This is a genomic window from Phycisphaerales bacterium, assembly GCA_040221175.1.
Classification (GTDB): domain Bacteria; phylum Planctomycetota; class Phycisphaerae; order Phycisphaerales; family UBA1924; genus JAHCJI01.
Map to the genome: position 1 here is coordinate 105,163 of JAVJVK010000001.1, position 24,240 is coordinate 129,402.

Genomic DNA, 24,240 nt, shown 5'->3' on the forward strand with positions numbered 1-24,240 from the left:
CGACGGGGGAAACGTGCGCCTCCATGCCGAAGAATACGGCATGGAGGAATACGAGAGAGCATGCGACACCCGGGCCGTGTCCGATCCCGACCCTCGGGAAGCGATCTGGACCGAGCCGGCAGTCCTTCGAGACGAGCAAACCGGCGCCGAGCGACTGGACCTGCGGTACCGGACCATCTTCTTGAGCGACCTGCACCTGGGCAGCAACGGTTGCCAGGCAAAGGAACTCAGCGCCTTCCTCAAGAGCGTGCGTTGCGACACGCTCTATCTCGTGGGCGACGTCATCGACATGTGGCGCCTCAAGAGCAAGTGGTACTGGCCCGGCAAGCACAACCGCGTCATCAGCCGCATCCTCAAGATGGCACGCAAGGGAACGCGGGTGGTCTACATCCCGGGCAACCACGACGAGGGCGCACGCCAGTACGCGGGCCTGAGCTTCGGGGGTGTCGAACTCGTACTCGATGCCGAGCACGTCACGGCGGATGGCCGTCGTCTGTACATCAGCCACGGCGACCAGTTCGACATGGTGGTCAAGCACGCACGGGCGTTGTCCATGCTTGGTTCGGCCAGCTACGAACTTCTGCTGCGGCTGAATCGACACTATAACCGTGTCCGCCGGCTCTTTGGTCTGAACTACTGGAGCCTCAGCCAGTTCCTCAAGCTGAAGGTCAAGAGCGCATGCACCTACATCAGCAAGTTCGAAGAGGCGCTGGTTGAAGAAGCGAAGGGCAAGGGGTTCGACGGGGTCGTCTGCGGACACATCCACAAGGCCGAGATCCGGCCCGATGACACGCACCCGGGCATGATGTACTACAACTGTGGCGACTGGGTCGAGAGCTGTACGGCCCTGGTCGAGGACTTCGATGGTTCCATCCGGCTGTTGGATGGCAAGGCCGTCGTGGAGCGTTTGCGGCAGTATGGCCAGGTCTCGGGCGGCAAGAAAGCACGGCGCACTCGCCGGCGTGTCGTGCCCGTGTCCCTCCGCCAGCAGGGCGTCGAAGCCAGCTAGCCGAGCACACTACCCTTGGCCATGGCCGGGGGCATTCAGATCACGTGGACCAGCGAACGCAGCCTGTGCGTGCGTGGCGCGCGTTCAGATCCGGCGGCAGTCGTGGCGCTGCGGAGCGTGGAGGGCGTGCGTGACGCCGCACCGGCGGAGATGGATCTCTACGTCCAGGTCGATCCGCTCGCGGGCGTCACCGAACGCGAGATTCTGCAAGCGCTCGAATCTGCCTCGGGCCGAACGGCCTTTGAACCGCGTACGCACGAGATCCCGGTGTGCTATGACGCTCGGTACGGGCCGGATCTCGCCTACGTCGCCGAGCATTGTGGGCTCTCATCGGGCGACGTCGTCGAGTTGCACGCATCGATCGAGTTCAGGGTCAAGTTCCTCGGCTTTGCGCCAGGGTTCGGATACCTCGACGGCCTGCCCGAGTCGCTCCACGTGCCCAGGCTTGCCTCGCCCCGCACGCGCGTGGAGGCGGGCAGCGTGGGCCTTGCGGGTCCCTATTCGGGCGTATACGGGCTGGCCGGGCCTGGCGGGTGGCGCATCATCGGGCGCACGAAGGCGGTTATGTTCGGCGTGGAACGCGCCGAGCCCGCATTACTGCGCGCCGGAGACGTCGTGCGGTTCTGCCCGGTGAGCGCGCAGAGGTTCGAGTCGTGAGCCTGCGCGTGGTCAATGTGCACGGCATCGCGACGGTGCAGGACCTGGGGCGGCCCGGGCTGGCGCACCAGGGCGTGCCCATCGGCGGCGCGGCCGACACCCTCTCATTGCGTGTTGCCAATCTGGCGGCGGGGAACGACCCGGGAGACGCCGCGGTCGAACTCGCGATGGGCGAACTCGAATTGGAGGCTACCAAGCCCTGCACGGTCGTGGTCAGTTCCGGCGAACGACCCTTCGAGCCGGTCAACCTGGCGGTGGGCAAACGAGTCGCCGTTCGGCCCGACGATGGGCACTGCCGGGCTTACCTGTCCGTTGCCGGAGGCATCGAAGTTCCTCGCGTGCTCCATTCGCGGTCGACCTTTCGGAGCGCCGGCCTTGGTGGTGTGGAGGGTCGGGCGCTGCGCGCGGGAGATGTGTTGCCCATTGGCCTGCCGGGGGCGTCGTGCCGGAATATCGCCCTGCATGTGCGCGCGATGATCGCGTTCTCCTTGCAACGGAGGCTGCTTCGGATCGTCACCGACGGCGCCGAAGCGCGACTGCCCGAGGGCCTGCTTCGCATCTCGCCCCACGGCGACCGGGTGGGCGTTCGCCTGACGCGTGCGGGGGGCGGCCCGGCGCGAACGACGGGTCCGAGTCGTGGCGTGCTGCACGGCACGATCCAGGCGCCGTCCGCCGGCGAACTGGTCATCCTGGGCCCTGATGGCCCGACGACGGGTGGGTATGCCACGGTGGGAACGGTGATCGCGGCGGACCTCCCCGCGGTCGGTCAGTTCGTGCCCGGGCAGTGGGTGGGCTTCGAGCCGGTTGGCCGGGACAACGCCATCGCCGTCCTTCGCGAACGGGAAGCCATACTGGCCTCGCTCTAGCCCGCCTTCAGCAGCCCAGGTCGAATGCGTTCTGGAACGCCAGGAAGTCAAACAGCGTCAGTTCGCCATCACCGTCGAAGTCGGCGACGGGGTCGCCGGCGTCGAACGCGTTCTGGAAGGCCAGGAAATCGAAGAGTGTCGCCCGACCATCGCCATCGAGGTCCACGCGACAGCCGGCGCCCGGTTCGAACGCAATCGTACGGTCGTCGCCCGAAGCCGTTGCCTGGAATCGCTCGTCGACCGCCACGATGCGAACACGCACGTTCTCGAGCGTGGCGTCGAGCGGTGGCAGGCGGAGGTCGTACGCTCGGCGATCGCCCGCGATGGTGTCGAACGTGCTCCACGTGCGACCGTCGTTCAGCGAGACCTGGATGCGAAACTCGCGCAGCGACTCATCGTCGCTGGCCGTCCACGTCATGGGCACGACCGATCCACCGCTGAACCGATCGCCCTGCACGGGCGTGAGCATGCTTGCGGTCGGCGGTCGATCGGGAAAGTGGGCACTGGGACGGACCTCGAAGGGATGGGAGAAGTACCAGTCGTTGTCGTTGCCCACGCCGTCCGAGAAGAGCAGGAAGCGGGCGCGATTGGTCGAGACGGCCGGGAAACGCAGGGAACTGATCGAGCACTCCCCGATGCCCGCTCTGCCGCTCGGGCCTCGCTGCAGGCTGTTGGCTTCGGTATCGAGCACGAGGAAGAACGTGATGTTTCCTGCCGCGATGCCGGTGGCGTCGTAGCAGATATTGCGTTCTTCCCGCGGCACGAACCCTTCGGCCGGGCTGGGCCGGAAGGTAACCAGGCCGTCGGGGCGGTTCTGGGTTGGAACCTGCAGCGTGATGTCGTGCGTGCCGACGTTGCCGGCGTCGTCGGCGGCCTCGACACGGAGTAGGCTCGAACGGGCATCGCCAGTCAGGCCGATATCAGGAATGGTGATGAAGGCGCTGCGCTGGTCGCCGTCCAGGCCGTCCTTCAGCACGACGTACTCGAAGGCGCCGCCACCCGAAATATCCAGCAGGATGCGTTGGTCGGTGATGCTGCCATCGTCCCGGGCATCCCAGCGCAGCAGCAGCGTGTCGCCAGGCTCGGCCAGGATGAAGGGATAATGGATGTCGACGTACGGCGGGGTATCGGTCAGGTCCGGTCGCTGCGTCAGCCAGGGCTCGGCTTCGACGGCAAATCCGATCTCGTCTCCGCGGCCGTCGGGGTTGATGAACGGCGAGAACGGGCCTGAAGTGTCGCCCCACCAATTGAGCTGTGCGGGGAAGTCGCCGCTACGGCCGCTGGGGCTCGCGTTGTTCTGCGCGGCGATCGTGTTTCCTTCGAGGATGTTGGGTCGCCCGCCCGCACCAGGAACACCGCCCGCCATGTCGATCGCGGGCGAACTGGACGCATCGTCTTCCACGCCGACGTCGTTGTCGTAGATCTGGCACCCTCGAATCTCCACCGTGGCGCTCGCGTCGCCGAAGATCCCAACGAGACTCTGACGAATCGTGCTCTCGCGGATGAAGTTGAAGCCCGAGGTGGAGGTGATGCGCATGCCCGTCACGTCGAGGTACTCAGCGGTGGACGTGAAGAGCGCCAGGCCGCCGGGCTCGTCATCCGGATGGAGCCGCTCCAGGTAGACGGGCGTCTCGGGCGTACCACGGAAGATGGTGGAGTCGTCGAAGAAGTTGCCGAAGATCTGGAGGCTGTCGAACAGGCCAAGCTTGAAGACCGTGCCGGGAGCCGGTCGTACGCGCCCCTGGACGCGTGCGTCGTCTTCGACGTGGTAGGGAAGGCCAAGGTCAGGCCAGTCGCAGACGCCCGAACCGGCGCCCGCCCCGCCGATGGCGATGGCGTTTCGGTCGTTTCCGGTCAAGGGGAGCACGCTGTCGGGGTGGAGCCCTCCGGTGCGCAGCCGAACGGGATATTCGGCGCCGACGAGCTGGCAATCGGCATCGATCAGGAGATTGCTTCCGGGTCCGACGCCGCCAGCCGTGGCGATGATGGCCGCGCCCTGGAAGGGGTCCAGGACGTCGACGTTGCTCAGCAGCCGAGGCTGGTAGTCCACGACGACCTCGAGATTGCGCCCGTGCATGACCACGTCCCGTGCCAGCAGGTAGGCGCCCACGCTGGTAAACGGACCGGGATCGCGGAACTCGACGCCATGGAAGGCAAGCTGGCCAAAGGCATTGACAAAGCCTCGCTCGACCACAACGTCTTCGAGCGCGACGACCGCGTCGCGCACGGGCTGGGAAAGATCGCTTCCATCGGGCACGACGCCGTGGGCGAGCCTGATCGCCGCGCGCGCACCGCTGGCCGCGTTGACGTCCAGCGTCACGGTGGCGTGCTCCATGTCCATGAGGCCGGCCACCAGCGCCTGGCCGCCGCCCTCGATCGTGATGGGGCTGGCTTCCGTTCCCAGTGCTCGCAGTTCGCCCTGCACCGAGAGCGTGACGCCGCTCGAAACGACGAGCCGCGTGCCCGGGGCCAACTCGACGGTGGCGCCTGCGGGAATGGTGGTGTCCTGGCAGATCTGGATCGGGCTGAGGCTGGCGTCCCAAACGAGGGTCTCCCCCGGTGCCGGGATGGGCGGGTCGCAGGCGACGGCGACGGCGCTCGCGGCCTGGATTGGCATCGTCGTGAGCCCGATGGCGGCGCCTGAGAGTGCGAGAATGAGGAAAATGCTGGGGACGGGCGACCGCGGCATGATATTGGCTCTCCGTGTTGATCGGACCTCGGGCGATGGCAACGCTGCGGCACGTTGACCGCTGGGTTCGGCGATACAACTCGCATGCCAGGCGTGACATGGATCTAGAATACTCATTCTAGTTCTTGCGTAGGGCCTTCGGGGCCTGGTCTGGCTTGCATCAAACGGCTCGCGTGCACCGCCAGGTGGCTGGTGGTGGCCGCAAAGTGGTGGCGGCCTGGCCAGCATTGGCCGCCGCGCGCCATCCCGTACACTGCTGCATGGACGACGCAAGCCTGCTTGGACCGGTCATCGATCTCAATGCCGACGCCGGCGAGCGCGATGACCTGCTCGCCAGCGACAGCGCGTTGCTGGGCCTGGTGACGTCGGTCAACGTTGCGTGCGGCGGGCACGCCGGCACTGAGCAACTGATGCGAGCGGTGATCAGACGTGCGGCCGACCAGGGTGTTGCGATCGGAGCCCACCCGGGATTCGCCGACCCGGAGGGGTTCGGCCGTAAAGATATGGGGCTCGCCCCTGATGCCGTCTATACGCTCTGCCGAGAGCAGGTTGGGCGATTGGCACGGGTGGCCGCCGCCGACGGGCTGACGCTCTCGCACGCGAAGCCCCACGGGGCGTTGTACCACCGGGCGATGACCGAGCCCGACGTGGCCGAAGCCGTCGGGCGTGGATGCCTCGATGCGGTGGCGGAGGTCAGCGGCGACCCGTTCGCGTCGCTGGTGTTCTTCGGGCTGCCGAAGACCCCCGGCATCGCCCGGTGGGAAGAGATGGACCTTCCCGTGCGGCGCGAGGGTTTTGCCGATCGCCGGTACGGATCCGATGGCTCGCTGATTGCTCGCAGCGAACCCGACGCGGTGCTTCACGATGCCGGGGCCGCGGCCGCTCAGGCCCTCTCGCTGGCCCGCAGCGGTGATTTCGACACGCTGTGCGTGCACGGTGACAGCCCCGAAGCGCTGGCGATCGCACGCGCCGTTCGCGAGGCGTTGCTCGCTGGGGGCGTGCGGGTCGGTTGACCGCGCACGGGATGGGCGCTTGACCGGCGTCGGAGCAAGGCTAATGTCTGCCGAGATGAATCGACCCACGTTCCATCATCATGTCCATGCCAAGCACCCGCGAGGGAGCCGGATGTGCGCGTGATCTGATGGATCGTTGATCCGTAGGACGCAAACGCCGGCCCCCGAGCCGGCGTTTTTCGTGCACGGGCAGCGTCCTCGTGCGGGAGCGTCGGCGGGGGCCAGGCCCGGAGCCGACCGATGACCGTCATGCAGGAAGCCGTCGCGACCGCGACGACGATCAAGTTCGCGATTCCCAAGGGGCGGATGTTCGAGGGCGTGCGCCGGTTGCTGGCCGACGGCGGCATCGACATTCGTTCGACCGAGCGCGGCTATCGGCCATCGGTGCCGTTGCCGGGCTTTGGTGTGAAGCTGCTGAAGCCGCGCGCGATCGTGGAGATGCTCGACGCCGGGGCGCGAGACCTTGGCTTTGCCGGAGCCGACTGGGTGCGCGAGACCGGGGCGGACCTGGTCGAAGTGGTGGATACGGGGCTGGATCGGGTTCGGCTGGTCGCGGCGGCGCCGGCAGGACTGCTAGAGGATGGTCGGTTGCCCGACCGATCTCTGGTGGTCGCCTCCGAGTACGAGCGGATCGCGCGGGCATGGATCAAAGAGCGCGGGCTGGATGCGACGCTGCTGCGGTCGTATGGCGCGACCGAAGTGCTGCCGCCCGAAGACGCCGACTGCATCATTGACAACACCGCAACCGGCGCCACCCTGGCTGCCAATGGGCTGGTGATCATCGATGAGCTTATGACCTCTTCGACTCGGCTGTATGCGTCGCGGGCGGCGATGGAAGACCCTCGCAAGCGCGAGCAGGTCCAGCGGATCGGGCTCATCGTGCGGTCCGTGCTGGAAGCACGTCAACGCGTGATGATCGAGATCAACGTGCCGGCGGAAAAGCTCGATGCGGTGGTCGGCGTGCTGCCGTGCATGCGTGAGCCCACGGTGTCTGCGCTGCGGTCGCAGTCTGGCTTTGCGGTGAAGGCGGCGGTGCGGCGGAGCGAACTGGCCGAGGTCGTGCCGATGGTCAAGCAGTTGGGTGGGACGGACATCGTGGTGACCCGGCCGGAGCAGATCGTGCCATGAGCGTTGCGACCAAAGACATACCGCTTCGGCCGGCGGCGCGGCTGACGGGGCTCACGCCCTATGGCACGGGTAGCGTGCGATCACCGGATGCGCTGCTTCTGGACGCCAACGAGGGGCCGTCCGCTTCCAAGGCGTGGCTCGATCGATTGCACGCCGTTGATGCCGAGGCGTTGCGGCGGTATCCGGAGGCCGGCGATCTCGAAGCGGCGCTTGCGGAGCAATTCGGAGTCGACGCCGGCTGCGTCGTGCTCACGGCGGGAGGCGACGACGCGATCGATCGCATCTGCCGGGTATCTCTCGAGCCCGGACGCGTGCTGGTCGTACACACGCCGACGTTCGAAATGATCACGCGTGGAGCGATGCTGGCGGGCGCTGAGGTTCGCGCCGTGCCGTGGATGAGCGGCCGCTTTCCGGTCGAGGCGTTCGAGGCGGCGATCTCGCCCGATACGGGCCTGGTCGCGATCGTTTCACCAAATAATCCAACGGGCGGCGTGGTATCGGTCGAGGACATCGAGCGTGTGTGCCGGGTGGCGCGAGGGGTTAGCGCGTTTGTGCTGGTCGATCTGGCGTACGTCGAGTACGCCGATGAAGACCCGACGGCGCGGCTCACGGAATTCGACAACGTAGTAATTGTGCGGACGTTCTCCAAGGCGTTCGGCCTGGCCGGATTGCGCGTCGGCTATGCGATCGCGAGCGAGCCGGTTGCCGGATGGTTGCGCACGGTGGGGGGGCCGTATCCAGTGTCGGCTCCCGGGCTTGCGGTCGCGGGGCTGGCGCTCGAGACGGGTGTAGATGGTGCGTACCTGAGCCGCATCAGGCAAGAGCGGAGCGCATTGATCGACTGGCTTCGTGGCCGGGAGATCGACGTGCAGGATTCGCAGGCGAACTTCGTGCTCGCGCGCGTCGATGCCGATCGGCTGGCAAACGTCGGCGTCGTCGTCCGGGCGTTCCGTGGCGAACTGGCCGGCTGGGCGCGGATCTCGCTGCCCGGTGACGACCGTTTGTTTGCACAATTGTTGGACGCGCTGGCGGAGGTGTGCGGTGACTGATCGAAGGGCCCGAATCGAACGAACGACACGCGAGACGAAGATCGAGGCGTTGATCGATCTTGATGGCGTTGGCAATGGCGCAATCAATACGGGCATCGGCTTTCTGGATCACATGCTCAGCGCAGTCGCGCTGCACGGCCGGGTCGATCTCGATCTCACGTGCGAGGGCGACCTGGACGTCGACGATCACCACACTGTGGAGGACGTTGCGATCGTCGTTGGGCAGTTGGTCGATCAGGCCCTGGGCGATCGGACCGGCATCGTGCGGTTCGCCCACGCGTATGCGCCGCTGGACGAGGCGCTGGCGCGGGTGGTCGTCGACCTCTCGGGCCGCCCATCGGCGACGATCGCTCTCGGTCTGAAGCGCGAGATGCTCGGGGGCGTGGCCTGCGAAAACCTCACGCACTGGTTCGTCTCGTTCGCCACGGCCGCGCGGTGCGCCTTGCACGTCGACGTGCTGCGGGGCGAGAATGACCACCACAGGGCCGAGGCGGCGTTCAAGGCCTTCACGCTCGCGTTGCGCGGGGCGATTGCGATGGATCCGCGGCCGGCGGGCGTGCCATCGACCAAGGGGGTGCTGTGATGGTGTCGATCGTGCAAACCGGAGTTGCGAATACGGCATCCGTCGTTGCGGCGTTCGAGCGTTGCGGCGTGGAGGCGACGCGAGCGGCAACGGCCGGGGACGTCGAGGCCGCGTCGTTGCTCGTGCTGCCGGGCGTGGGGTCGTTCGGCGCCGGCATGGAGGCATTGCGGGCGGCGGGAATTGTCGACGTCCTGCGGGCGCGGATCGAGGCGGATCGGCCCACGCTGGCGATCTGCCTGGGGATGCAGCTCTTGTGCGCCTCGTCCGAGGAATCCCCGGGCGTCGAGGGGCTGGGCGTGATCGATGCACGGGTCGAAAGTCTGTCGCAACCACCCAAGCCGCGGTTTGGATGGAACCGCGTGGCGCCCGAGGCCGGGTGCGAGGTAATCACGGAGGGCTTTGCGTACTACGCGAACTCCTTCGGCGTGCGCGAGCGGCCGGCGGGCTGGGCGTGCGCGACGTCGGCGCTCGAGGCGCCCTTCGTGGGCGCGTTGCAGCGTGGCGCCGTCGTGGCGTGCCAGTTCCACCCGGAACTGTCGGGCCCGTGGGGGCTCGATCTGTTGCGGCGATGGATGGCGATGGAGGTGGCGGCATGCTGACCAAGCGCGTGATCCCGTGCCTGGACGTCCGCGACGGGCGCATCGTCAAGGGTACGAGCTTTGCCAACCTGCGCGACGCGGGCGATCCGGTCGAGCGGGCGACGGCGTACGAGGCGCAGGGAGCCGACGAGCTCGTCATGCTTGACGTGTCGGCGACGCCCGATGGTCGTGAGGCGGCCCTGCACACGGTCGGGGCGATTCGGCGGGCGATCTCGATCCCGCTGACCGTTGGGGGCGGCGTGCGCACTGTCGCGCACGCGCGGGCGCTGCTGGAAGCCGGCGCCGACAAGGTGGGTGTGAACTCGGCGGCGGTCGATCGGCCAGAGCTCTTGACCGAGATTGCCGAGCGCATGGGGGGCCAGTGCGTGGTGCTGGCGATCGACGCGGCGCGCGCGGGCTATTCGTGGGAGGTCGTCACGCGATCGGGCACGCAGCGCACGGGCATCGACGCGGTGGCGTGGGCGCGCGCCGGCGTGGCGGCAGGCGCGGGCGAGATCCTGCTGACCAGCTTCGACCAGGACGGCCGCGGCAACGGGTACGACCTGGCGTTGATCCGGTCGGTCGCGAGCGCGGTCAACGTCTCGATCATCGCCTCGGGTGGGGCGTCGACGGCTGCGCACATGGCCCAAGGCTTCGAGGCCGGGGCCGACGCGGTGCTGGCGGCGTCGATCTTCCACGACGGCGTGACGAGCGTGGGCGAACTGAAGGGCGAGCTGGCGGCCGCGGGCGTGCCGGTGCGGACCATGGAGGTGGCGCGATGATGGTTCCATCGGTGGATCTTCGCGGCGGCAATGCCGTGCAGCTCGTGGGTGGCAGGAAGCTGGCGGTCGATGCGGGCGATCCGGTGCCGATCGCCGAGCGCTTCGGCCTGGTGGGCGAGGTCGCGGTCATCGACCTGGACGCGGCGATGGGCAGTGGCTCGAACCGCGCCGTGGTGCTCGATCTGGTGCGGCGGGTGCCGTGCCGGGTGGGCGGGGGCATTCGCGATGCGCAGTCGGCGATCGAGCTCTTGGACGCGGGAGCACGCCGGGTCATCCTGGGAACGGCCGCACGCCCCGACGTGCTTCGCGAGCTGCCGCGCGAGCGCGTGATCGCCGCCTTGGACGCCCGCGATGGCGAGGTGGTCGACCAGGGCTGGACGCGCGGCACGGGCCGGCGCGTCGAGGATCGCATCGCCGAGCTGCGCGACTATGTCGGCGGGTTCCTCGTCACGTTCGTCGAGCAGGAGGGCGGGCTCGGCGGGTGGAGCGAGCCCCAGCTCGAGCGGATCGCCGCGCTTGTTGATCTGGCCGGGCCGGCGCGGCTGACGGTGGCGGGGGGCGTGAAGACGCCGGCGGACGTCGCGGCGGTCGATCGCCTGGGCGCCGATGCGCAGGTGGGCATGGCGCTGTACACCGGGGCGTTCGACCTGGCCGAGGGCTTCTGTGCACCGCTCACGAGCGACCGGCCCGACGGGCTGTGGCCGACCATCGTGGCCGACCCCGGTGGGCGCGCGCTCGGGCTGGTGTACTCGAACCTGGACTCGGTGCGGGCGTCGATCGAGCGGCGGCGGGGCGTGTACTACTCGCGATCGCGCAGCGGGCTGTGGGCCAAGGGGGAGTCGTCTGGCAATACGCAGGAACTCCTGGGCATCTCGGCCGACTGCGACCGCGATGCCTTGCGGTTCACCGTGCGGCAGCGCGGGCCGTTCTGCCACACCGGGACGACCACGTGCTTCGGCGCATCGCGGGGCATGGCGAGCCTGGACCAAGCACTGGAACAGCGGATGCTGGCGCCGCCGGCGGGCTCGTACACCGCGCGGCTGCTCGGTGGTCCCTCGCTGCTGAAGGCCAAGCTGCTCGAAGAAGCCGAAGAACTGATAGACGCGTCTTCGCCCCAAGCGGCGGCGCACGAGGCGGCCGACGTCGCGTACTTCGCGCTCGTGGCCGCGCGGGCGCGGGGGGCATCGCTCGAGGACGTCGAACGCGAACTGGACCAACGCGGCCTGCGCATAACGCGCCGGCCGGGCAACGCGAAAGTGAAGACGGGGAACGCGTCATGATGCTCGAACGGATCACCGAGGCCGAGGCGATGCGGCGCAGCCGCCGGGGCGCGATCGACGCCGACGCGATGGCCGACGCGGCGAAGATCGTTGGGGACGTCCGTGAGCGCGGCGAGGCGGCGGTGCGCGAGCAGGCCGAGCGGTTCGGCGAGCGGCGCGCGGACGAGCCGCTCGTGCTGGATCGATCGGCGATGCAGGCGGCGCTCGGGTCGCTCGACCTTGAGACCCGCGGCGTGCTGGAGCGCACGGCCTGCAGGATCGAGGCGTTCGCCCGGGCGCAGCGAGACTCGATCCGGGACCTGGACGCGGCCATCGAGGGCGGCCGGGCCGGGCACACGCTCGTACCCATCCGGGCCGCGGGGTGCTACGCGCCGGCGGGGCTGCACCCGCTGCCGTCCTCAGCGCTCATGGGCGCCATCCCTGCGCGGGTCGCCGGGTGCGAGCGGGTCGTCGTTGCCTCGCCCGGTGCTTCTCCTGTCATGCTGGCCGCGGCGGCGATCGCCGGGGCCGACGCGTTCCTGGCCGTCGGCGGCGCACACGCCGTCGCGGCGCTCGCCTGCGGCTTCGATGGCTTCGAGCCGGTGGACCTCATCGCCGGTCCGGGCAACGCCTGGGTCACCGCCGCCAAGCACCTGGTCTCGCCCGGTGTTGGCATCGACATGCTCGCGGGTCCCAGCGAACTGCTGGTGATCGCCGACGACTCGGCCGACCCGGCGCTCGTGGCCGCCGACCTGTTGGCCCAGGCCGAGCACGATCCCAGGGCCGCGGCGATGCTGGTGACGACCAGCGCGAGCCTCGCGGGCGCGGTCGATGGCGAGCTCTCCCGCCAGATACGTGAGCTTCAGACCAGGGACGTCGCCGCGCGCGGCATCGCCCACGGCTTTACGTGCGTGGTCGGCTCGATCGACGCGGCATTGCGCGTGGCCGACGCCATCGCCGCCGAGCACGTGGAGGTGCTGACGCGAGATGCCCAGGCCGATGCGGCGCGGCTGCGGCACGCGGGGGGCGTCTTCATCGGCCCCCAGAGCGCCGAGGTCTTTGGCGACTACGGCGCCGGCCCCAACCACACCCTGCCCACCGGGGGCGGGGCGCGGTTCGCGGCCGGGCTGAGCGTGCTGACCTTCCTGCGGGCCCGGACGTGGCTGCGCATGGACGACGGCCCCTCGGCCGACGCGGTGCGCGCCGACGCGGCGGCGCTGGCGGCCATCGAGGGGCTCGACGGGCACCGGCGGGCGGCGGCCCGGCGTTGCCGGGAGCATCCCCGACGTGGGCAACCCGTGCCATGATTTTCGCCAACCGCTCACGCTGCACGGAGCCGCCGACCGACAAGGTCTTCGGACGAAGCGCACGCTCGAAGCGCACGAACGGGAGAGAGAGGGCGCGGCCGACCCCTGGCCGCGTCGTCCCCGAGGGGCCCACGAGGGCCGTCCGAAGCCGCGACCGCAGTGTTTGAGACCCGTCGCGGCTTTCGGACGCCGGCGGGTGTCAAGGTGGGACAAGTGGGGGGCTTGGGCGTGACGGTTCAGGCGTCGCCGCGAGGCGTGGGCTTGCGCAGCAGCTTCGCGTCCACCGGCCCGGTCAGCACGTCGTCGATGCGCTGGGGCTTGATGACGCTCGTCAGCGTCGGCAACGCCTCGCGCAGCTCGGCCTCAAGCAAGTCTGGGTCTTCGCCGGTTGCCAGGACGATCCAGCCGCGGTTGGTGTGGGCCAACTGCACGTTGCCGACGGTGAACGCGCGGGCGAAGTGCAGCAGCGTTGTGGTGATCGGCCCTCGCTCGAACTCGATTTCTTTCGGCGGCGTGAGCCTGCCGTGCAGCACGGCGACCGATGCGTAGCCCGTGATGGCCAGGGGCTGGCCCCGGGCCAGCATCGGACAGACGTAGAGGTGCAGTCCGTCGACGTCGCCCTTCCAGCAGGCAAACTCCATGTCGGGCCATCGAAGGTCGGCGGCGCCTGTGCGCAGGTCGATGCGCAGGCGGCGCTCCACGGGTAGCCCGGCCAGCATGAAGAGCAGGGTCGCGGCCAGCAACGAGAGCGAGACCCAGGCAGACAGCATCACGACGGACGTGGCCGGCCGGACGACCGGCAGCAGGGACAGGCCGAGCGCTGCCATGGCTAGGCACGTGGTCATCGTCCATAGCAGCGTCCGGTTGCTCATTCCCGGATGCCGCCGCGCGGAGTCGTACATCGTCACCACGTCGCCCGCATGCTCCACGTCCAGCGGCGCATGCAGGAAGCGCACGGTCAGCCGCTGGCTGTCGCGCGGGGTGGGTAGGGGGCCGGCGTCGGGCATGGGGCGATGGTATTGCGAGGCAGCGCCTGTGCGTAGCCTGCCGTCGATGGTCTTCGCCGTGCTTATCGCGATCGTGGTGGGGCTGCTCTTGGTCCTTGCGTGGGCGGGGCTGCGAGGCCTGTTGTATGGCGACCTGCCCCCGGAGCGGGGCGTGCGTGCGTCGGACGCCTCGCGCCTGCTCGCCCGCTGCGTGGGCGCGGCCCTGGTGCTGGCGCTGCTCGGCGCGGTGTTGCTGGTGGGGTGGTTCACATCGGTGGACTGAGTTGCCCCTGGGCCCTACGCCGCGTCTTGCCCGCGTTGGCCAGCCCGGCCGCCGTTCCCCGCCTGATTCGGATCGGCCGCCGGCTCGCTCACCCCCTGCCGGCAGCCGAAGGTCACCTGCCCGGGCACGCACCAGTCGCTCTGGCGGCCGGTGCTCAGGCGGGCCCGCACCCGGTAGCGCACGGCGTAGACGCCCCGCGGCACGCGGCGGTCGCGCACGCGCTTGTGCCCGGTGTGGGCGATCGTCTCCCAGGGCTGCTCGCGGAAGTCCAGGTCGATCACGCTCCGCTGCACCTCGTACTGGGCCCCCTCGCCGCTGGGGGTGAACGAGAGTTCGACCGGCCCGTAGCCGAGCATCCTCGGCCGGCGCAGCACGGGCGTGGGCGGGGCCGGCCGCTTGCCGGGCTTCTCGGGCCGGGGGATGCCGGCCTTCGGGTAGACGCCCGCATCGCCGGTGGCCTTGGCGTGAGCGTCGATCTGGCCGGTGGCGGCGCCGAAGCTGGCCCGCAGGGCGCCCATCGCGATCTGCTTGCGCAGCATCGCGTTGGCCAGGGCGTTCTGGGCCCGTTCCGCGGCGCGTGCGGCGTCGGTGGCGGCCTGGCGCTTCTCCTCGAAGCTGCCCACGAACTGGCTGGACAGCCCGATGAGCGCCGGATCGATCTTGTCCCACTTGCCCGCCAGCACCATGCACTGGTTCAGGAAGTCCGCCTCGCCCTTCTTCGCCCGCCGCGCCATGGTCCGCCCGCCTTCCTGCACATTCCAGCACGCCCGCCGCCCGGCCCATCGCCGGGGGTCCAGCATGTCTTCGTCCCGTTGCGAGCGCGACTTGAGCGAACGCGACGGGCCGGTACGAGAACGCGTCGCCGGCCCGTCAGCACGCGTCCCGGCAGCGCCCGGACGCGTTGGCGCGGGCCCCGAACGCGTTCCCGTCGCGCCGGAACGCTGTCCCGGGGGTTGGGACAGCGTTCCGGGGGCGCCAGGACGCGTTCGGAGCGTCGCGGGACGTGCGGGCAGTGGTGGAGCGGGCACGCGGAGGGGCTCGGTGGGCGTGGGGCGGGGGTCTGGCCATGCGCAGAGCCCCGACAGTGGCATCAGGGGGGCGTGCTTCGGGGCGGAACCCGAGTGCGTGCGGCCGGTAGACTCCCGCGATGACGCCGTGGATCTTCCTGGCCTTGGCGTGGGTGCTGGGCGTCGGGGGCGTGCTCCTGCTCGCGTGGGCCCTGGTGGGCGATCGGGCCAGGGGACGCACGCGATGCCCCAAGTGCTGGCACGACCTGTCGGGGGCCTCGCCCGAGGCTGGCCCGGTCGTCTGCCCCGAGTGCGGCCGACGGATCACGCGGGTCCGGTCGCTTCGTCGCGCCCGCCGGCGGTGGCGGTGGGCGGCGCTCGCGTGCGTCATGATCATCGGCGCCGTCGCCAGCCGCTCGTGGCACGTGGCGCGCGTGCACGACTGGTGGCGCGTGGCGCCCGACGCGGTGCTCATCGCGTGCCTGCCGCGGACCGAGGCGTGGTGCACGCAATCCTGGATCGGCAGCCCGGGCGCCGTGCTCACCAGCGCTCGCACCGGTCCTTACAAGCGAGAGCTGTACGAACGCTGGGCGCCCGTCGAGCACGCCGAGGGAGCATGGCGGCACGGCGGGCTGAACGCGTTCGAGCGGTGGCTGCTGGGCCGCAGGGCCGCGGCGTGGCTGCGCTCGGCCGAGGAAAGCGAGTTCCGTTACGTCGCGTGCGAGATGCTCGCTTGGGCGACCGACGAGAACCCGCCCGGCTTGTCGCCCGAAGACCTGGGCATGCTCGTGCTCGCGCGGTCGCGCCTGGCCTACCAGACGGCGGCCACCTACATGGACATCGGCGTGCAGGTCGAGGACTGGTCACGCATCGAACCAGACGATGCGCTGCATTACACGATGGTCGTGAGCGGATTCCAGCGGGGCGTGGGCACGCGCTTCGAGTGCTCGACGGCCTCGGCGGACTTCGTCGATTCCGATTGGCGCTCGAGCAGGCACTCGGTCACGCTGCAAAGGGCCGGCGGCCCGACGCGCACGTGGGACCATGACGGCGAGTTGCCTCCCGACGACGATCCGCCGGCCCCGTACTGGGTGTCGCTGCACCCCGCCGAGGCCCTGGACGCCGATGGCCTGTGGGGCTCGGTGCTGCGGCCGCAGGATTATGAAGACTGGCTCGCACGCCCCGCGATGGTCCGCGGCCGAGCGTGCTACTACCTCGCCGAGCCATGGCCCGACATCGAGCTGTGGATCGACCCCGACACCTGGCTCGTGCTTCGCGTGCGCGAGGACTCGATCGATCTCCATATCGAGCCCACGCTGGACGCGAGGTTCGACGACGCGTGGTGGCGCTTCGATCCCGCCGATCCGGCCGACACGCCGCTGGAGCAACGATTGCACGAGATCGACGCGCTGCTGCCCGATGCGAACGTGCTGGAGGGTTACACGCGGCGACGGCGGTAGGGCACGCCGGGACGCTCCGTGTCTGCCCTTGCAACCCTCGGGTCTCCCAAGGTGTAGGCAATGCTGGAAGGAGCACGACGATGCGAGCGATGCGCGATGGGCGTGGTTGGGGTGTGGCCGGTGCGGTGGTGTTGGCTGTGGCGTGGGGCGGGTCGGCGATGGCCGAGGACCTGCTGGTGCCCGGCCAGTATCCGACCATCTCGGCGGCCGTGGCCGCAGCGGCGCCGGGCGATGCGGTCGTCATCGCCGCGGGCGTGTACGAGGGCGAGGGCAACTGGGACGTGGTGATCGACCTGCCGCTGGTGGTGCGGTCGGCCTCGGGCGACCCGGCCGACGTGGTGATCCTGGGCCCGGACATCGTCTTCGAGATCCCCAACAACCGCGCGTTCCGCGTGGTGGCCGGCGGCGAGGTGGCGTTCGGGGCGATCACGTTCCGCGCGCTCACGGGCGTGGACGGCGGGGCCGTGCTCATCGAGGGCGGCCAGGGCACGTTTACCGGCTGTTCGTTCGAGGACAACCGCTCGGGCCACGAGTACGACTGCCGCAACTCCACCGGCGGCGCGGTGGCCGTGATGGGCGGGTCGGCCGTGTTCGATTCCTGCCTGTTCGACGACAACCGGGCTTCGCCCGCGGCGTGCACGGGCACGGGCGACGCGCTGGGCGGGGCGATCGGCGCCGTCGGCGCGAGCGTCGGCGTGGTCGACTGCACGTTCACCGGCAACTGGGCCTCGGGCGTCGGCGCCGGGTTTGGGGGGGCGATCTACGGCGGCGACGGATCGACGGTCTCGGTGCGCGACTGCGTCTTCGAGGCCAACAGCGGCAGCGGCGACTTCGGCGTGGGCGGCGGGGCCGTCTCGGTGCGCAACAGCCGCCTCGAGGCGCTGCGGTGCGACTTTACGGGCAACACGGTGCACTCCAGCGACACCTCGAGCGGCGGGGCGCTCGACGTGCGCGGCGGCACGGCCGACCTGGTCTCGTGCGATTTCCGAGACAACATCGTCAGCCCGTCGGGCGAGGGCTACTTCAACTTCGGCGGTGCGATGGTCATCCGCCTTGGGGCGCAGGTGACGCTGACGAACGTGGTGCTCGAGGGCAACCAGGTCCGCATGGACCAGCCCTGCGACTATGACGACTGGATCGCCCGCGGCGGGGCGATCGCCGTCACCGGGTCGAGCGTGACGCTGCACCACTGCACGCTGGTGGCCAACACGTCGGCGTGCCCCGGCACGGTGTACGCGGCCGAGTCGGCGGTGGAGCAGGCCGTCGTGGCGGCGGGCAACTCGATCCTGCGGGGGAGCTCGTTCTTCGACTTGCTCTCGGGCGTGCAGGCCGAGGTCTCGTACAGCAACATCGAGGGCGGCTTCCCCGGCGAGGGCAACATCGACGCTGACCCGCTGCTGACGGCCGACCTCATGCTGGGCGAGGGCTCGCCGTCGATCGATGCGGGCAGCGTGCTGCTCGTCCCCGCCGACGTGCTCGACGTCGATGGCGACGGCGACACGGCCGAACTGCTGCCGCTCGACCTGGCGGGCGGCCGGCGCATCGCGGGCGACGGACCCGACATGGGCGCCTTCGAAGTGCAGGGCTGCCGCGTGGACATTGATGGAGACGGCGAGCTGACCATCTTCGATTTCCTGGCCTTCCAGAACGCCTTCGACGCGATGGACCCGGTGGCCGACTTCGACGGCGATGGCGCGTTCACGATCTTCGACTTCCTGGCGTTCCAGAACGAGTTCGGTGCAGGGTGCTGATGGGCGTACGTGCCATGACGACGTATCAAACCACCTCGGTGGCCGTGCTCGCCTCGACACTGTTGGTCGCCGCGTGTGCTGGGCAGGGCACGAAGGCGCCGCCGGTCCAACGGACCGTCGAAACCGCAGCGGCTCCCGAGCCCGAGATCGCGCCAGCCCCCGGCCCGCGCGTGCACCTGCCCAACCCCGTCATCGATCTGGGCACGCACCTGGACACCGAGGTGCTGACGACCGAGGCGGTGATCCAGAACGTGGGCGACGCGGTGCTCGAGCTGGTGTACACCCAGCCGGGTGCGAACTTTGCCGGCGGCGCGACGCTCGTGGAGCCGGGCGAGACCTACAGGGCTCCGGTGGCGGTGGACCTGAACCGCAGGCCCGGCGGCCCGAACGAGGTGAAGCTGCGGTGGCACACGAACGATCCGGAGAACCGCCTCATGGTCATCACGCTTCGTTTCCACGTCCGTCCGGTGGTCGATATCACCGTCACGCCGCTGGATCCCGGCCGGTGAGCAGCATCGTGCAAGCCGTCGGCGAAACCCGGTGGGCTGCTTGCGGATAGAAGCAATTGACACCCGCCATCAATGTTCCGTAGGCCCGCCCCGGAGGACCGTTCCATGCGCCGCATCCTTGCCCCGATTGCCTGTGCTTCCTTGCTCGCGAGCGCCGCGCTCGCCAACGAAACGGGCTTCGACGAATTCGTGCCGGGGTTCCTCGGCTTGTCCTTCGAGTCCGGGGGCATCACGTTCTCCAACAACATCCAGTTCCGCGGCGAGGACCCGCTGCAGTTCGCCGCGACCAACAGCACGGGCACGTTCACCGGCGATCCGGCGTTCAGCCCGCTGAACACCATGAACTCGGGGCTGTTCACCTCCGGCACCACCGCCTGGCTCGTGCGCAGCCACCAGTGGCTGGCAACCACGGGCGAACTGGCCAACCACGCCTCGGTCGAGCTGTGGTACAACTCGGGCGCCGACTGGGACGGCATCGAGGTTTCGCTGGAGGGCCTGGTGGGCGACGCCGTGGTCGTCAGCGACTCGTTCATCCACCGCGAGACGACCGCCAAGTACGAGCACGCGCGCCTGGAGATCGAGGGCACGCCCTTCGAGCGCATCCGCTTCATCTGCCGCGGCGTGGGGCCGACGGGCGACCGCGACGGCATCCTGGCCTGCTTCGACAACGTCGTCATCGAGATGACCGCGTGCGCCGCCGACTTCGACGGCGACGGCGAGCTGACCATCTTCGACTTCCTGGCCTTCCAGAACGCCTTCGACGCGATGGACCCGCTGGCCGACTTCGATGGCGACGGCGAGTTGACCATCTTCGACTTCCTGGCGTTCCAGAACGCGTTCGCGGCAGGGTGCCCCTGAAACCGCGGCGGCGGCTTTGGTGTATACCAGGCGGGAGGAACCGCCAGCATGGACCGATATGCCCCCGCCATCGCCTCGCTTCTCGCTGCCGCCGGGGTTGCCCAGGCCCAGGGGCCGCTGGCCGAGCCATTTACCGCTGATTTCGCAGTCGAGCAGATCCTGCCCGATCTTGGGGGCGATGGATCCCTCGGGCTTGCCTTCATCGGGCGGGCGGGGGATACCGCGCGGCTGCCGGCCGGGGTGGGGGACATCAACGGTGACGGTGTCGACGACTTCGCGGTCATCAGCCGAGATGACGTGGTCGTGGTGTTCGGGCGCGGCGACGGTGCGCTGCCTCCGCTTCTTGATGAGTCCGTAGCCGATGGCGTGCGTGGGTTCCGGGTGGCCGGCGATTTCCGCTATGGCGGGGCGGACTCGATCGGCCAGGCTGGCGATGTCAACGGCGATGGGCTGGATGATCTGTTGATCTCGGCCCGCGGGGCGACCTTGGGGCTGACACGCGAGGGCATGGCGTGGGTGATCTTTGGCCGTGGCATGGGCGATCCGTTCCCCGCTGAGGTCGCCGTTGGCGCGCTCGGCGGAGGCGGCGTCGCGATCCGCGGCGGCGAGGCGGAGGCCGGGGCCGGCGCGAGTGCGGCCGCGTCGGGCGACGTCAACGGCGATGGGCTGGACGACATCCTGATTGGTGCGCCGGGCCTGAGCCTGGACGGCTATTCGCTTGTGAACGCCGGGGCGGCGTACGTGGTGTTCGGTCGCGAGACGTGGCCGGGCATGCCGGTGGACCTCTCGCAGCTGGATGGCATGGACGGCTTTCGCATGGAAGGGCCGGCTCGTGTTGCACGCATGGGCTCGGCGGTGTCGGCCGCGGGCGACATCAACGGCGACGGCGTCAATGACGTGCTACTGGGCGCGTACTACGACCAGCGGATCGAACGCTGCTCGACCTACTCGTGCTACTACATGTCTGCGGGCCGGGCGTTCGTGGTGTATGGTCGGCCCGATGGCACGCCGTTCCCCGTCACGATGTCGGTCAACGACTTGGATGGCACGGACGGGTTCGCCATCTCTGGCGGTGATGTTTCGTCGTACCTCGGGCGTAGCGTCAGCGGCGGTCGAGATCTCAACGGAGACGGGCTCGACGACATCGCCATCGGTGCACCCGGCAGCGATCCCGAGCGTCGATCCACGGGGCTCCCCGAGAACAATGGTGGTGAGGCGTACGTGCTCTTCGGCAACGCGCGTGGGTTCCCGGCCGCCGTCGATCTCGACGCGTTGCAAGATGGCGAAGTGCTACGCATACGCGGCGTGGGCGATCATGCCTGGCTTGGCTGGTCGCTCTCGCTGCTCGACGATTTCAGCGGCGACAACCGCCCCGACTTGTTGGTGGGAGCGCCTTCGAGCGGCTCTGGCATCGGCTTGGGATATGTTGTTCTCGGCTCGGACGCGCTGCCCGATGTCGTCGACGCCGCAGACTTGGACGGCAGCCTCGGGTTCCGTGTATCGCCCGAGGCGACCGACGAACGTTTTGGCGTGATCACTGCGCACGCGGGCGACCCCAACAGATACGGACGTGCCGACTTCTTCATCGGTTCGCCGCAAGCCGAGCACGGTGCCGACGCCCTGCCGGGGCGACACTACCTGGTGTACGGCCGCTCTCCCTGCCCCGCCGACTTCGACGGCGACGGCGAGCTGACCATCTTCGACTTCCTCGCCCTCCAGAACGCCTTCGACGCGATGGACCCGGTGGCCGACTTCGACGGCGACGGCGAGTTGACCATCTTCGACTTCCTGGCGTTCCAGAACGCCTTCGACGCCGGCTGCCCCTGATGGCGCGTGAGTAACCGGCGCGGCGTGCGCTGCAAGGGGCGCCGGAGCGGGGTCTTCAAGCGTGGATCCGCGGCCTGGCCCGGCCGGCGACGGCGTCGTCGCCGATGGCCGCGGTCCGGAAAGGACGCGTCATGGCACGCACGATGCTCATGGTGTGCGGATGCACGGCCGCGTTGGCGTCGCTCGCCCAAGCCGACGACACCGCCGGCTCGACCAGGGCGGTGACCGATACCCAGCTTTCGTACGTGGCGACGGGCGAACTGCTGATGCACGAGTCGGGCGCCGACGGATTCAACATCGCCGCGCCCCTGGCGCCGGCGACGTTCTATCCGGTTCCCGGTAGCCACTGGACCTTCGACCTGTGGTACGTGGTGGACGGGTGGGCCTTCCCGCCCGGCCCGGGCCCCGACGGGGCGTACGCCACGCGGATCGGCATCCGGGGCGAGCACTTCGACCCGCCCAGGGATCCGCCCCATGGCGAGCCGCCGCTGCCCCTGGACCCGGTGCTGGGCGGCGAGCCCATGGCCGGCGGCGCCATGGCGGCCGACATCCGCTTTGGCAGCGGGGCCAACCTCTCGGTCTCGGCGACGAAGATGCACGGCGGACACCTGGACTGGTACGGCGTGTCCGCCAACGTGCGGGCGTACGACCCGGTCGTCTTTGCGTACGACCCCACCGACCCGACCGAGCGTCGGCACCTGCGCGGCGGGTACGAGATCAAGGCCTTCCACACCGACGAGTCGTTCACGCCACCGTGGAACGACGACGGCACGCTGGCCACGCCCGAGGATACCGTGGTGACCTACGACCCCGACGCTCGCGTGCTCACGATCACCCCGGGGCGGGTCGCCGTGCTGGACACCCAGGGCGGGCGCACCGGCGGCATCGCGCCCGAGTTCGCCGACGATCCGCTCGTTGGCGTGCGGCCCGAGAGGATCGAGATGCGCTACGCCGGCTTCGATCCCGATCGCGATGCGCACCTGTTCCGCCGGGGCAGGCTGCTTATTGAGGGACGTGACGGCTCGGCCGTGGCCATCGGCGGCGAGATCGCAGAACTGGCGATCACCACGACGGTACCGGGCAACGCGCTGGGCGCCTGGGCGCCCTTCGATCGCGTGTGGGTGGTCGACGCCGATGACCCGGACGTGCAGCCGTCCGCCTGGGCGGACGCCTTCGTGCGCGAGGGCTGGTTCGGCGAGGGGCCCCGGCTCTACCCCGTCTTGAGCCTGACCACGCCCGACGGCGACCTGGTCGCAGCGACCGATGGCTTCCGCGCGCGGGCGGAGATGTCCGCGACGCTCTGGCTGACCATCGCCGTGCCGGCCCCGTGCGCGGTCGATCTGGACGGCGACGGCGAGCTGACCGTGTTCGACTTCCTCGCGTTCCAGAACTTCTTTGCCACCGGCGACCGGCGGGCAGACTTCGACGGCGACGGCGCGCTCACGCTGTTCGACTTCCTTGCCTTCCAGAACGCCTTCGACGCGGGCTGCCCGTAGCCATCGGCGCCGGCGGGGCGCCGCGGGTGGCCCGGCGCCGAGCCCGGCCCGGGCGCCGGCGGGCGGTTATCCTGTGTCCCATGCCAGACCACGCCGGCGATCCGTCCGCTTCGCCCCTTCCCCCCTTTGCGCCCTTCGACGCCGAGGGCGGGCTCATCCTCGCCACGCGGCTGCCCGGCGAGCCGGGAGACTTCGACCGGAATCGGCGCAGCTTAGCCCAGCTCGATCGGCCCGATGGCCCGCCGCCCCTGTGGGTCCACCTCGACCGCACGCGACCGCAGGCACAGCAGTGGCTCCGCGAGCGGGCGGGGCTGGACCCCATCGTGGCCGATGCGCTGCTGGCCGAAGAGACGCGCCCACGCGCCGACGTCTTCGGCGATGGGCTGCTGGTGATCCTGCGGGGCATCAACATGAACCCCGGGGCCGAGCCGGATGAGCTCATCTCGGTGCGCATGTGGTTCGAGCCCGCGCGGATCATCACGCTGCGCCAGTACCGATTGCAGACCGTCTCCGACCTGCGCGTGCGGGCCGAGCAGGGCAAGGCGCCCGCGACCGTGGGCTCGTTCCTGGCGGCGGTGGCCCTGGGGCTGGCGTCGCGCATCGCGCCGACCATCGGCAACCTCGAGGAGATGCTCGACGACATCGAGGACGAGATGCTCGATCGCGAGACCGACGACCCGTCCCGCCGCTCGCAGCTCTCGACCATTCGCCGCCAGGCCATCACCTACCGGCGGTACCTGGTGCCCCAGCGCGATGCGCTCAGCGCCCTGGCCAATGGGCGCAGCGAGATGCTGAGCCAGCGCGAGCAGGCCGAGATCCGCGTGGCCTTCGAGCAGACCACCCGCGTGTGCGAGGCGCTCGAGGAACTCCGCGATCGCGCCGCCGTCACGCAGGAAGAGATGCGGGCCCGTCACGAGGCACGCATCGGCCGCACGCTCTACCTCCTGACGATCGTGGCGACGGTGATGCTGCCGCTGAGCTTCATCACCGGCCTGCTTGGCATCAACGTCGGCGGCATCCCGCTGGCCGACTCGGGGCTCGGCTTCGCGCTCGTGTGCCTGCTGATGCTGGGCATCGCGGCGCTGGAAGTCTGGTGGTTCCGCCGCAAGCGATGGCTGTGATCGCCCGCGTAGGCTTGCGACT

Annotated in this window: 22 protein-coding genes; 19 read left to right on the forward strand and 3 right to left on the reverse strand. The window is 69.6% G+C overall.

The genetic code is table 11. The features are described from left to right. Window positions 1–40: 40 nt before the first annotated feature. From RIE32_00475 to RIE32_00485, 3 genes are read left to right on the forward strand one after another with little or no spacing between them, the layout of a single operon-like run. Window positions 41–1,009, forward strand: a complete 969-nt coding sequence (locus RIE32_00475; protein MEQ9094717.1) for a UDP-2,3-diacylglucosamine diphosphatase — start codon at window positions 41–43, stop codon at window positions 1,007–1,009. 21 nt (window positions 1,010–1,030) lie between these two features. Then, window positions 1,031–1,666: a 5-oxoprolinase subunit PxpB gene (gene pxpB, locus RIE32_00480; GenBank protein ID MEQ9094718.1), complete on the forward strand. Its 636-nt coding sequence runs from the start codon at window positions 1,031–1,033 to the stop codon at window positions 1,664–1,666. Next, window positions 1,663–2,532, forward strand: coding sequence for a biotin-dependent carboxyltransferase family protein (locus tag RIE32_00485; GenBank protein MEQ9094719.1), 870 nt, complete (start codon window positions 1,663–1,665; stop codon window positions 2,530–2,532). Before pxpB ends, RIE32_00485 begins: the two co-directional genes overlap by 4 nt. 7 nt (window positions 2,533–2,539) lie before the next feature. Here the strand turns inward: RIE32_00485 and RIE32_00490 are convergent, their stop codons facing one another. Next, window positions 2,540–5,221, reverse strand: a complete 2,682-nt coding sequence (locus RIE32_00490; protein MEQ9094720.1) for a GC-type dockerin domain-anchored protein — start codon at window positions 5,219–5,221, stop codon at window positions 2,540–2,542. Window positions 5,222–5,481: 260 nt separating this feature from the next. Here RIE32_00490 and RIE32_00495 point away from each other — a divergent pair, with 260 nt between their 5' ends. From RIE32_00495 to hisD, 8 genes are all read left to right on the forward strand, one after another. Further along, window positions 5,482–6,234, forward strand: a complete 753-nt coding sequence (locus RIE32_00495) for a 5-oxoprolinase subunit PxpA (protein MEQ9094721.1) — start codon at window positions 5,482–5,484, stop codon at window positions 6,232–6,234. 240 nt (window positions 6,235–6,474) lie between these two features. Next, window positions 6,475–7,362 (forward strand): ATP phosphoribosyltransferase, encoded by an 888-nt coding sequence (gene hisG / locus RIE32_00500; protein ID MEQ9094722.1) that lies wholly within the window; start codon window positions 6,475–6,477, stop codon window positions 7,360–7,362. Next, entirely contained in the window at window positions 7,359–8,411 is a 1,053-nt protein-coding gene (locus RIE32_00505; protein ID MEQ9094723.1) for a histidinol-phosphate transaminase, read from the forward strand. Before hisG ends, RIE32_00505 begins: the two co-directional genes overlap by 4 nt. Next, a complete protein-coding gene (gene hisB, locus RIE32_00510) occupies window positions 8,404–8,994 on the forward strand; it encodes an imidazoleglycerol-phosphate dehydratase HisB (protein ID MEQ9094724.1) in 591 nt (196 codons plus the stop codon). Before RIE32_00505 ends, hisB begins: the two co-directional genes overlap by 8 nt. Before the next feature lie 11 nt (window positions 8,995–9,005). Next, window positions 9,006–9,593, forward strand: coding sequence for an imidazole glycerol phosphate synthase subunit HisH (gene hisH / locus RIE32_00515; GenBank protein ID MEQ9094725.1), 588 nt, complete (start codon window positions 9,006–9,008; stop codon window positions 9,591–9,593). Further along, complete coding sequence (gene hisF / locus RIE32_00520; GenBank protein ID MEQ9094726.1) at window positions 9,587–10,354, forward strand: imidazole glycerol phosphate synthase subunit HisF; 768 nt, start codon at window positions 9,587–9,589, stop codon at window positions 10,352–10,354. Before hisH ends, hisF begins: the two co-directional genes overlap by 7 nt. Further along, the gene (gene hisE, locus RIE32_00525; GenBank protein MEQ9094727.1) at window positions 10,351–11,634 is read left to right on the forward strand and encodes a phosphoribosyl-ATP diphosphatase; all 1,284 of its coding nucleotides are present in this window, start codon (window positions 10,351–10,353) and stop codon (window positions 11,632–11,634) included. Before hisF ends, hisE begins: the two co-directional genes overlap by 4 nt. Further along, entirely contained in the window at window positions 11,631–12,920 is a 1,290-nt protein-coding gene (gene hisD, locus RIE32_00530; GenBank protein ID MEQ9094728.1) for a histidinol dehydrogenase, read from the forward strand. The genes hisE and hisD overlap by 4 nt, the downstream gene beginning before the upstream one ends. A 236-nt stretch (window positions 12,921–13,156) precedes the next feature. Here hisD and RIE32_00535 read toward each other — a convergent pair whose 3' ends face one another. Then, on the reverse strand, window positions 13,157–13,927 hold the full coding sequence (locus RIE32_00535) for a hypothetical protein (protein MEQ9094729.1): 771 nt from the start codon (window positions 13,925–13,927) through the stop codon (window positions 13,157–13,159). Between the two features lie 28 nt (window positions 13,928–13,955). On the opposite strand from RIE32_00535, the gene RIE32_00540 reads away from it, so the two are divergent. Continuing rightward, window positions 13,956–14,189, forward strand: a complete 234-nt coding sequence (locus tag RIE32_00540; GenBank protein MEQ9094730.1) for a hypothetical protein — start codon at window positions 13,956–13,958, stop codon at window positions 14,187–14,189. A 14-nt stretch (window positions 14,190–14,203) separates the two neighbouring features. Here the strand turns inward: RIE32_00540 and RIE32_00545 are convergent, their stop codons facing one another. Next, entirely contained in the window at window positions 14,204–14,989 is a 786-nt protein-coding gene (locus RIE32_00545; GenBank protein MEQ9094731.1) for a hypothetical protein, read from the reverse strand. A 347-nt stretch (window positions 14,990–15,336) separates the two neighbouring features. On the opposite strand from RIE32_00545, the gene RIE32_00550 reads away from it, so the two are divergent. The 7 genes from RIE32_00550 to RIE32_00580 all read left to right on the forward strand — a co-directional run bounded on the left by RIE32_00550 (window position 15,337) and on the right by RIE32_00580 (window position 24,218). Then, window positions 15,337–16,656, forward strand: coding sequence for a hypothetical protein (locus RIE32_00550; protein MEQ9094732.1), 1,320 nt, complete (start codon window positions 15,337–15,339; stop codon window positions 16,654–16,656). Between the two features lie 80 nt (window positions 16,657–16,736). Further along, on the forward strand, window positions 16,737–18,407 hold the full coding sequence (locus RIE32_00555) for a GC-type dockerin domain-anchored protein (protein ID MEQ9094733.1): 1,671 nt from the start codon (window positions 16,737–16,739) through the stop codon (window positions 18,405–18,407). 14 nt (window positions 18,408–18,421) lie between these two features. Then, window positions 18,422–18,916, forward strand: coding sequence for a hypothetical protein (locus RIE32_00560; GenBank protein ID MEQ9094734.1), 495 nt, complete (start codon window positions 18,422–18,424; stop codon window positions 18,914–18,916). Window positions 18,917–19,021: 105 nt separating this feature from the next. Next, on the forward strand, window positions 19,022–19,774 hold the full coding sequence (locus RIE32_00565; GenBank protein ID MEQ9094735.1) for a GC-type dockerin domain-anchored protein: 753 nt from the start codon (window positions 19,022–19,024) through the stop codon (window positions 19,772–19,774). 48 nt (window positions 19,775–19,822) lie between these two features. Continuing rightward, the gene (locus tag RIE32_00570) at window positions 19,823–21,601 is read left to right on the forward strand and encodes a VCBS repeat-containing protein (protein ID MEQ9094736.1); all 1,779 of its coding nucleotides are present in this window, start codon (window positions 19,823–19,825) and stop codon (window positions 21,599–21,601) included. Window positions 21,602–21,732: 131 nt separating this feature from the next. Beyond that, window positions 21,733–23,097: a GC-type dockerin domain-anchored protein gene (locus tag RIE32_00575; GenBank protein MEQ9094737.1), complete on the forward strand. Its 1,365-nt coding sequence runs from the start codon at window positions 21,733–21,735 to the stop codon at window positions 23,095–23,097. 80 nt (window positions 23,098–23,177) lie between these two features. Then, window positions 23,178–24,218 (forward strand): zinc transporter ZntB, encoded by a 1,041-nt coding sequence (locus RIE32_00580; GenBank protein MEQ9094738.1) that lies wholly within the window; start codon window positions 23,178–23,180, stop codon window positions 24,216–24,218. The last annotated feature ends 22 nt before the right edge of the window (window positions 24,219–24,240 follow it).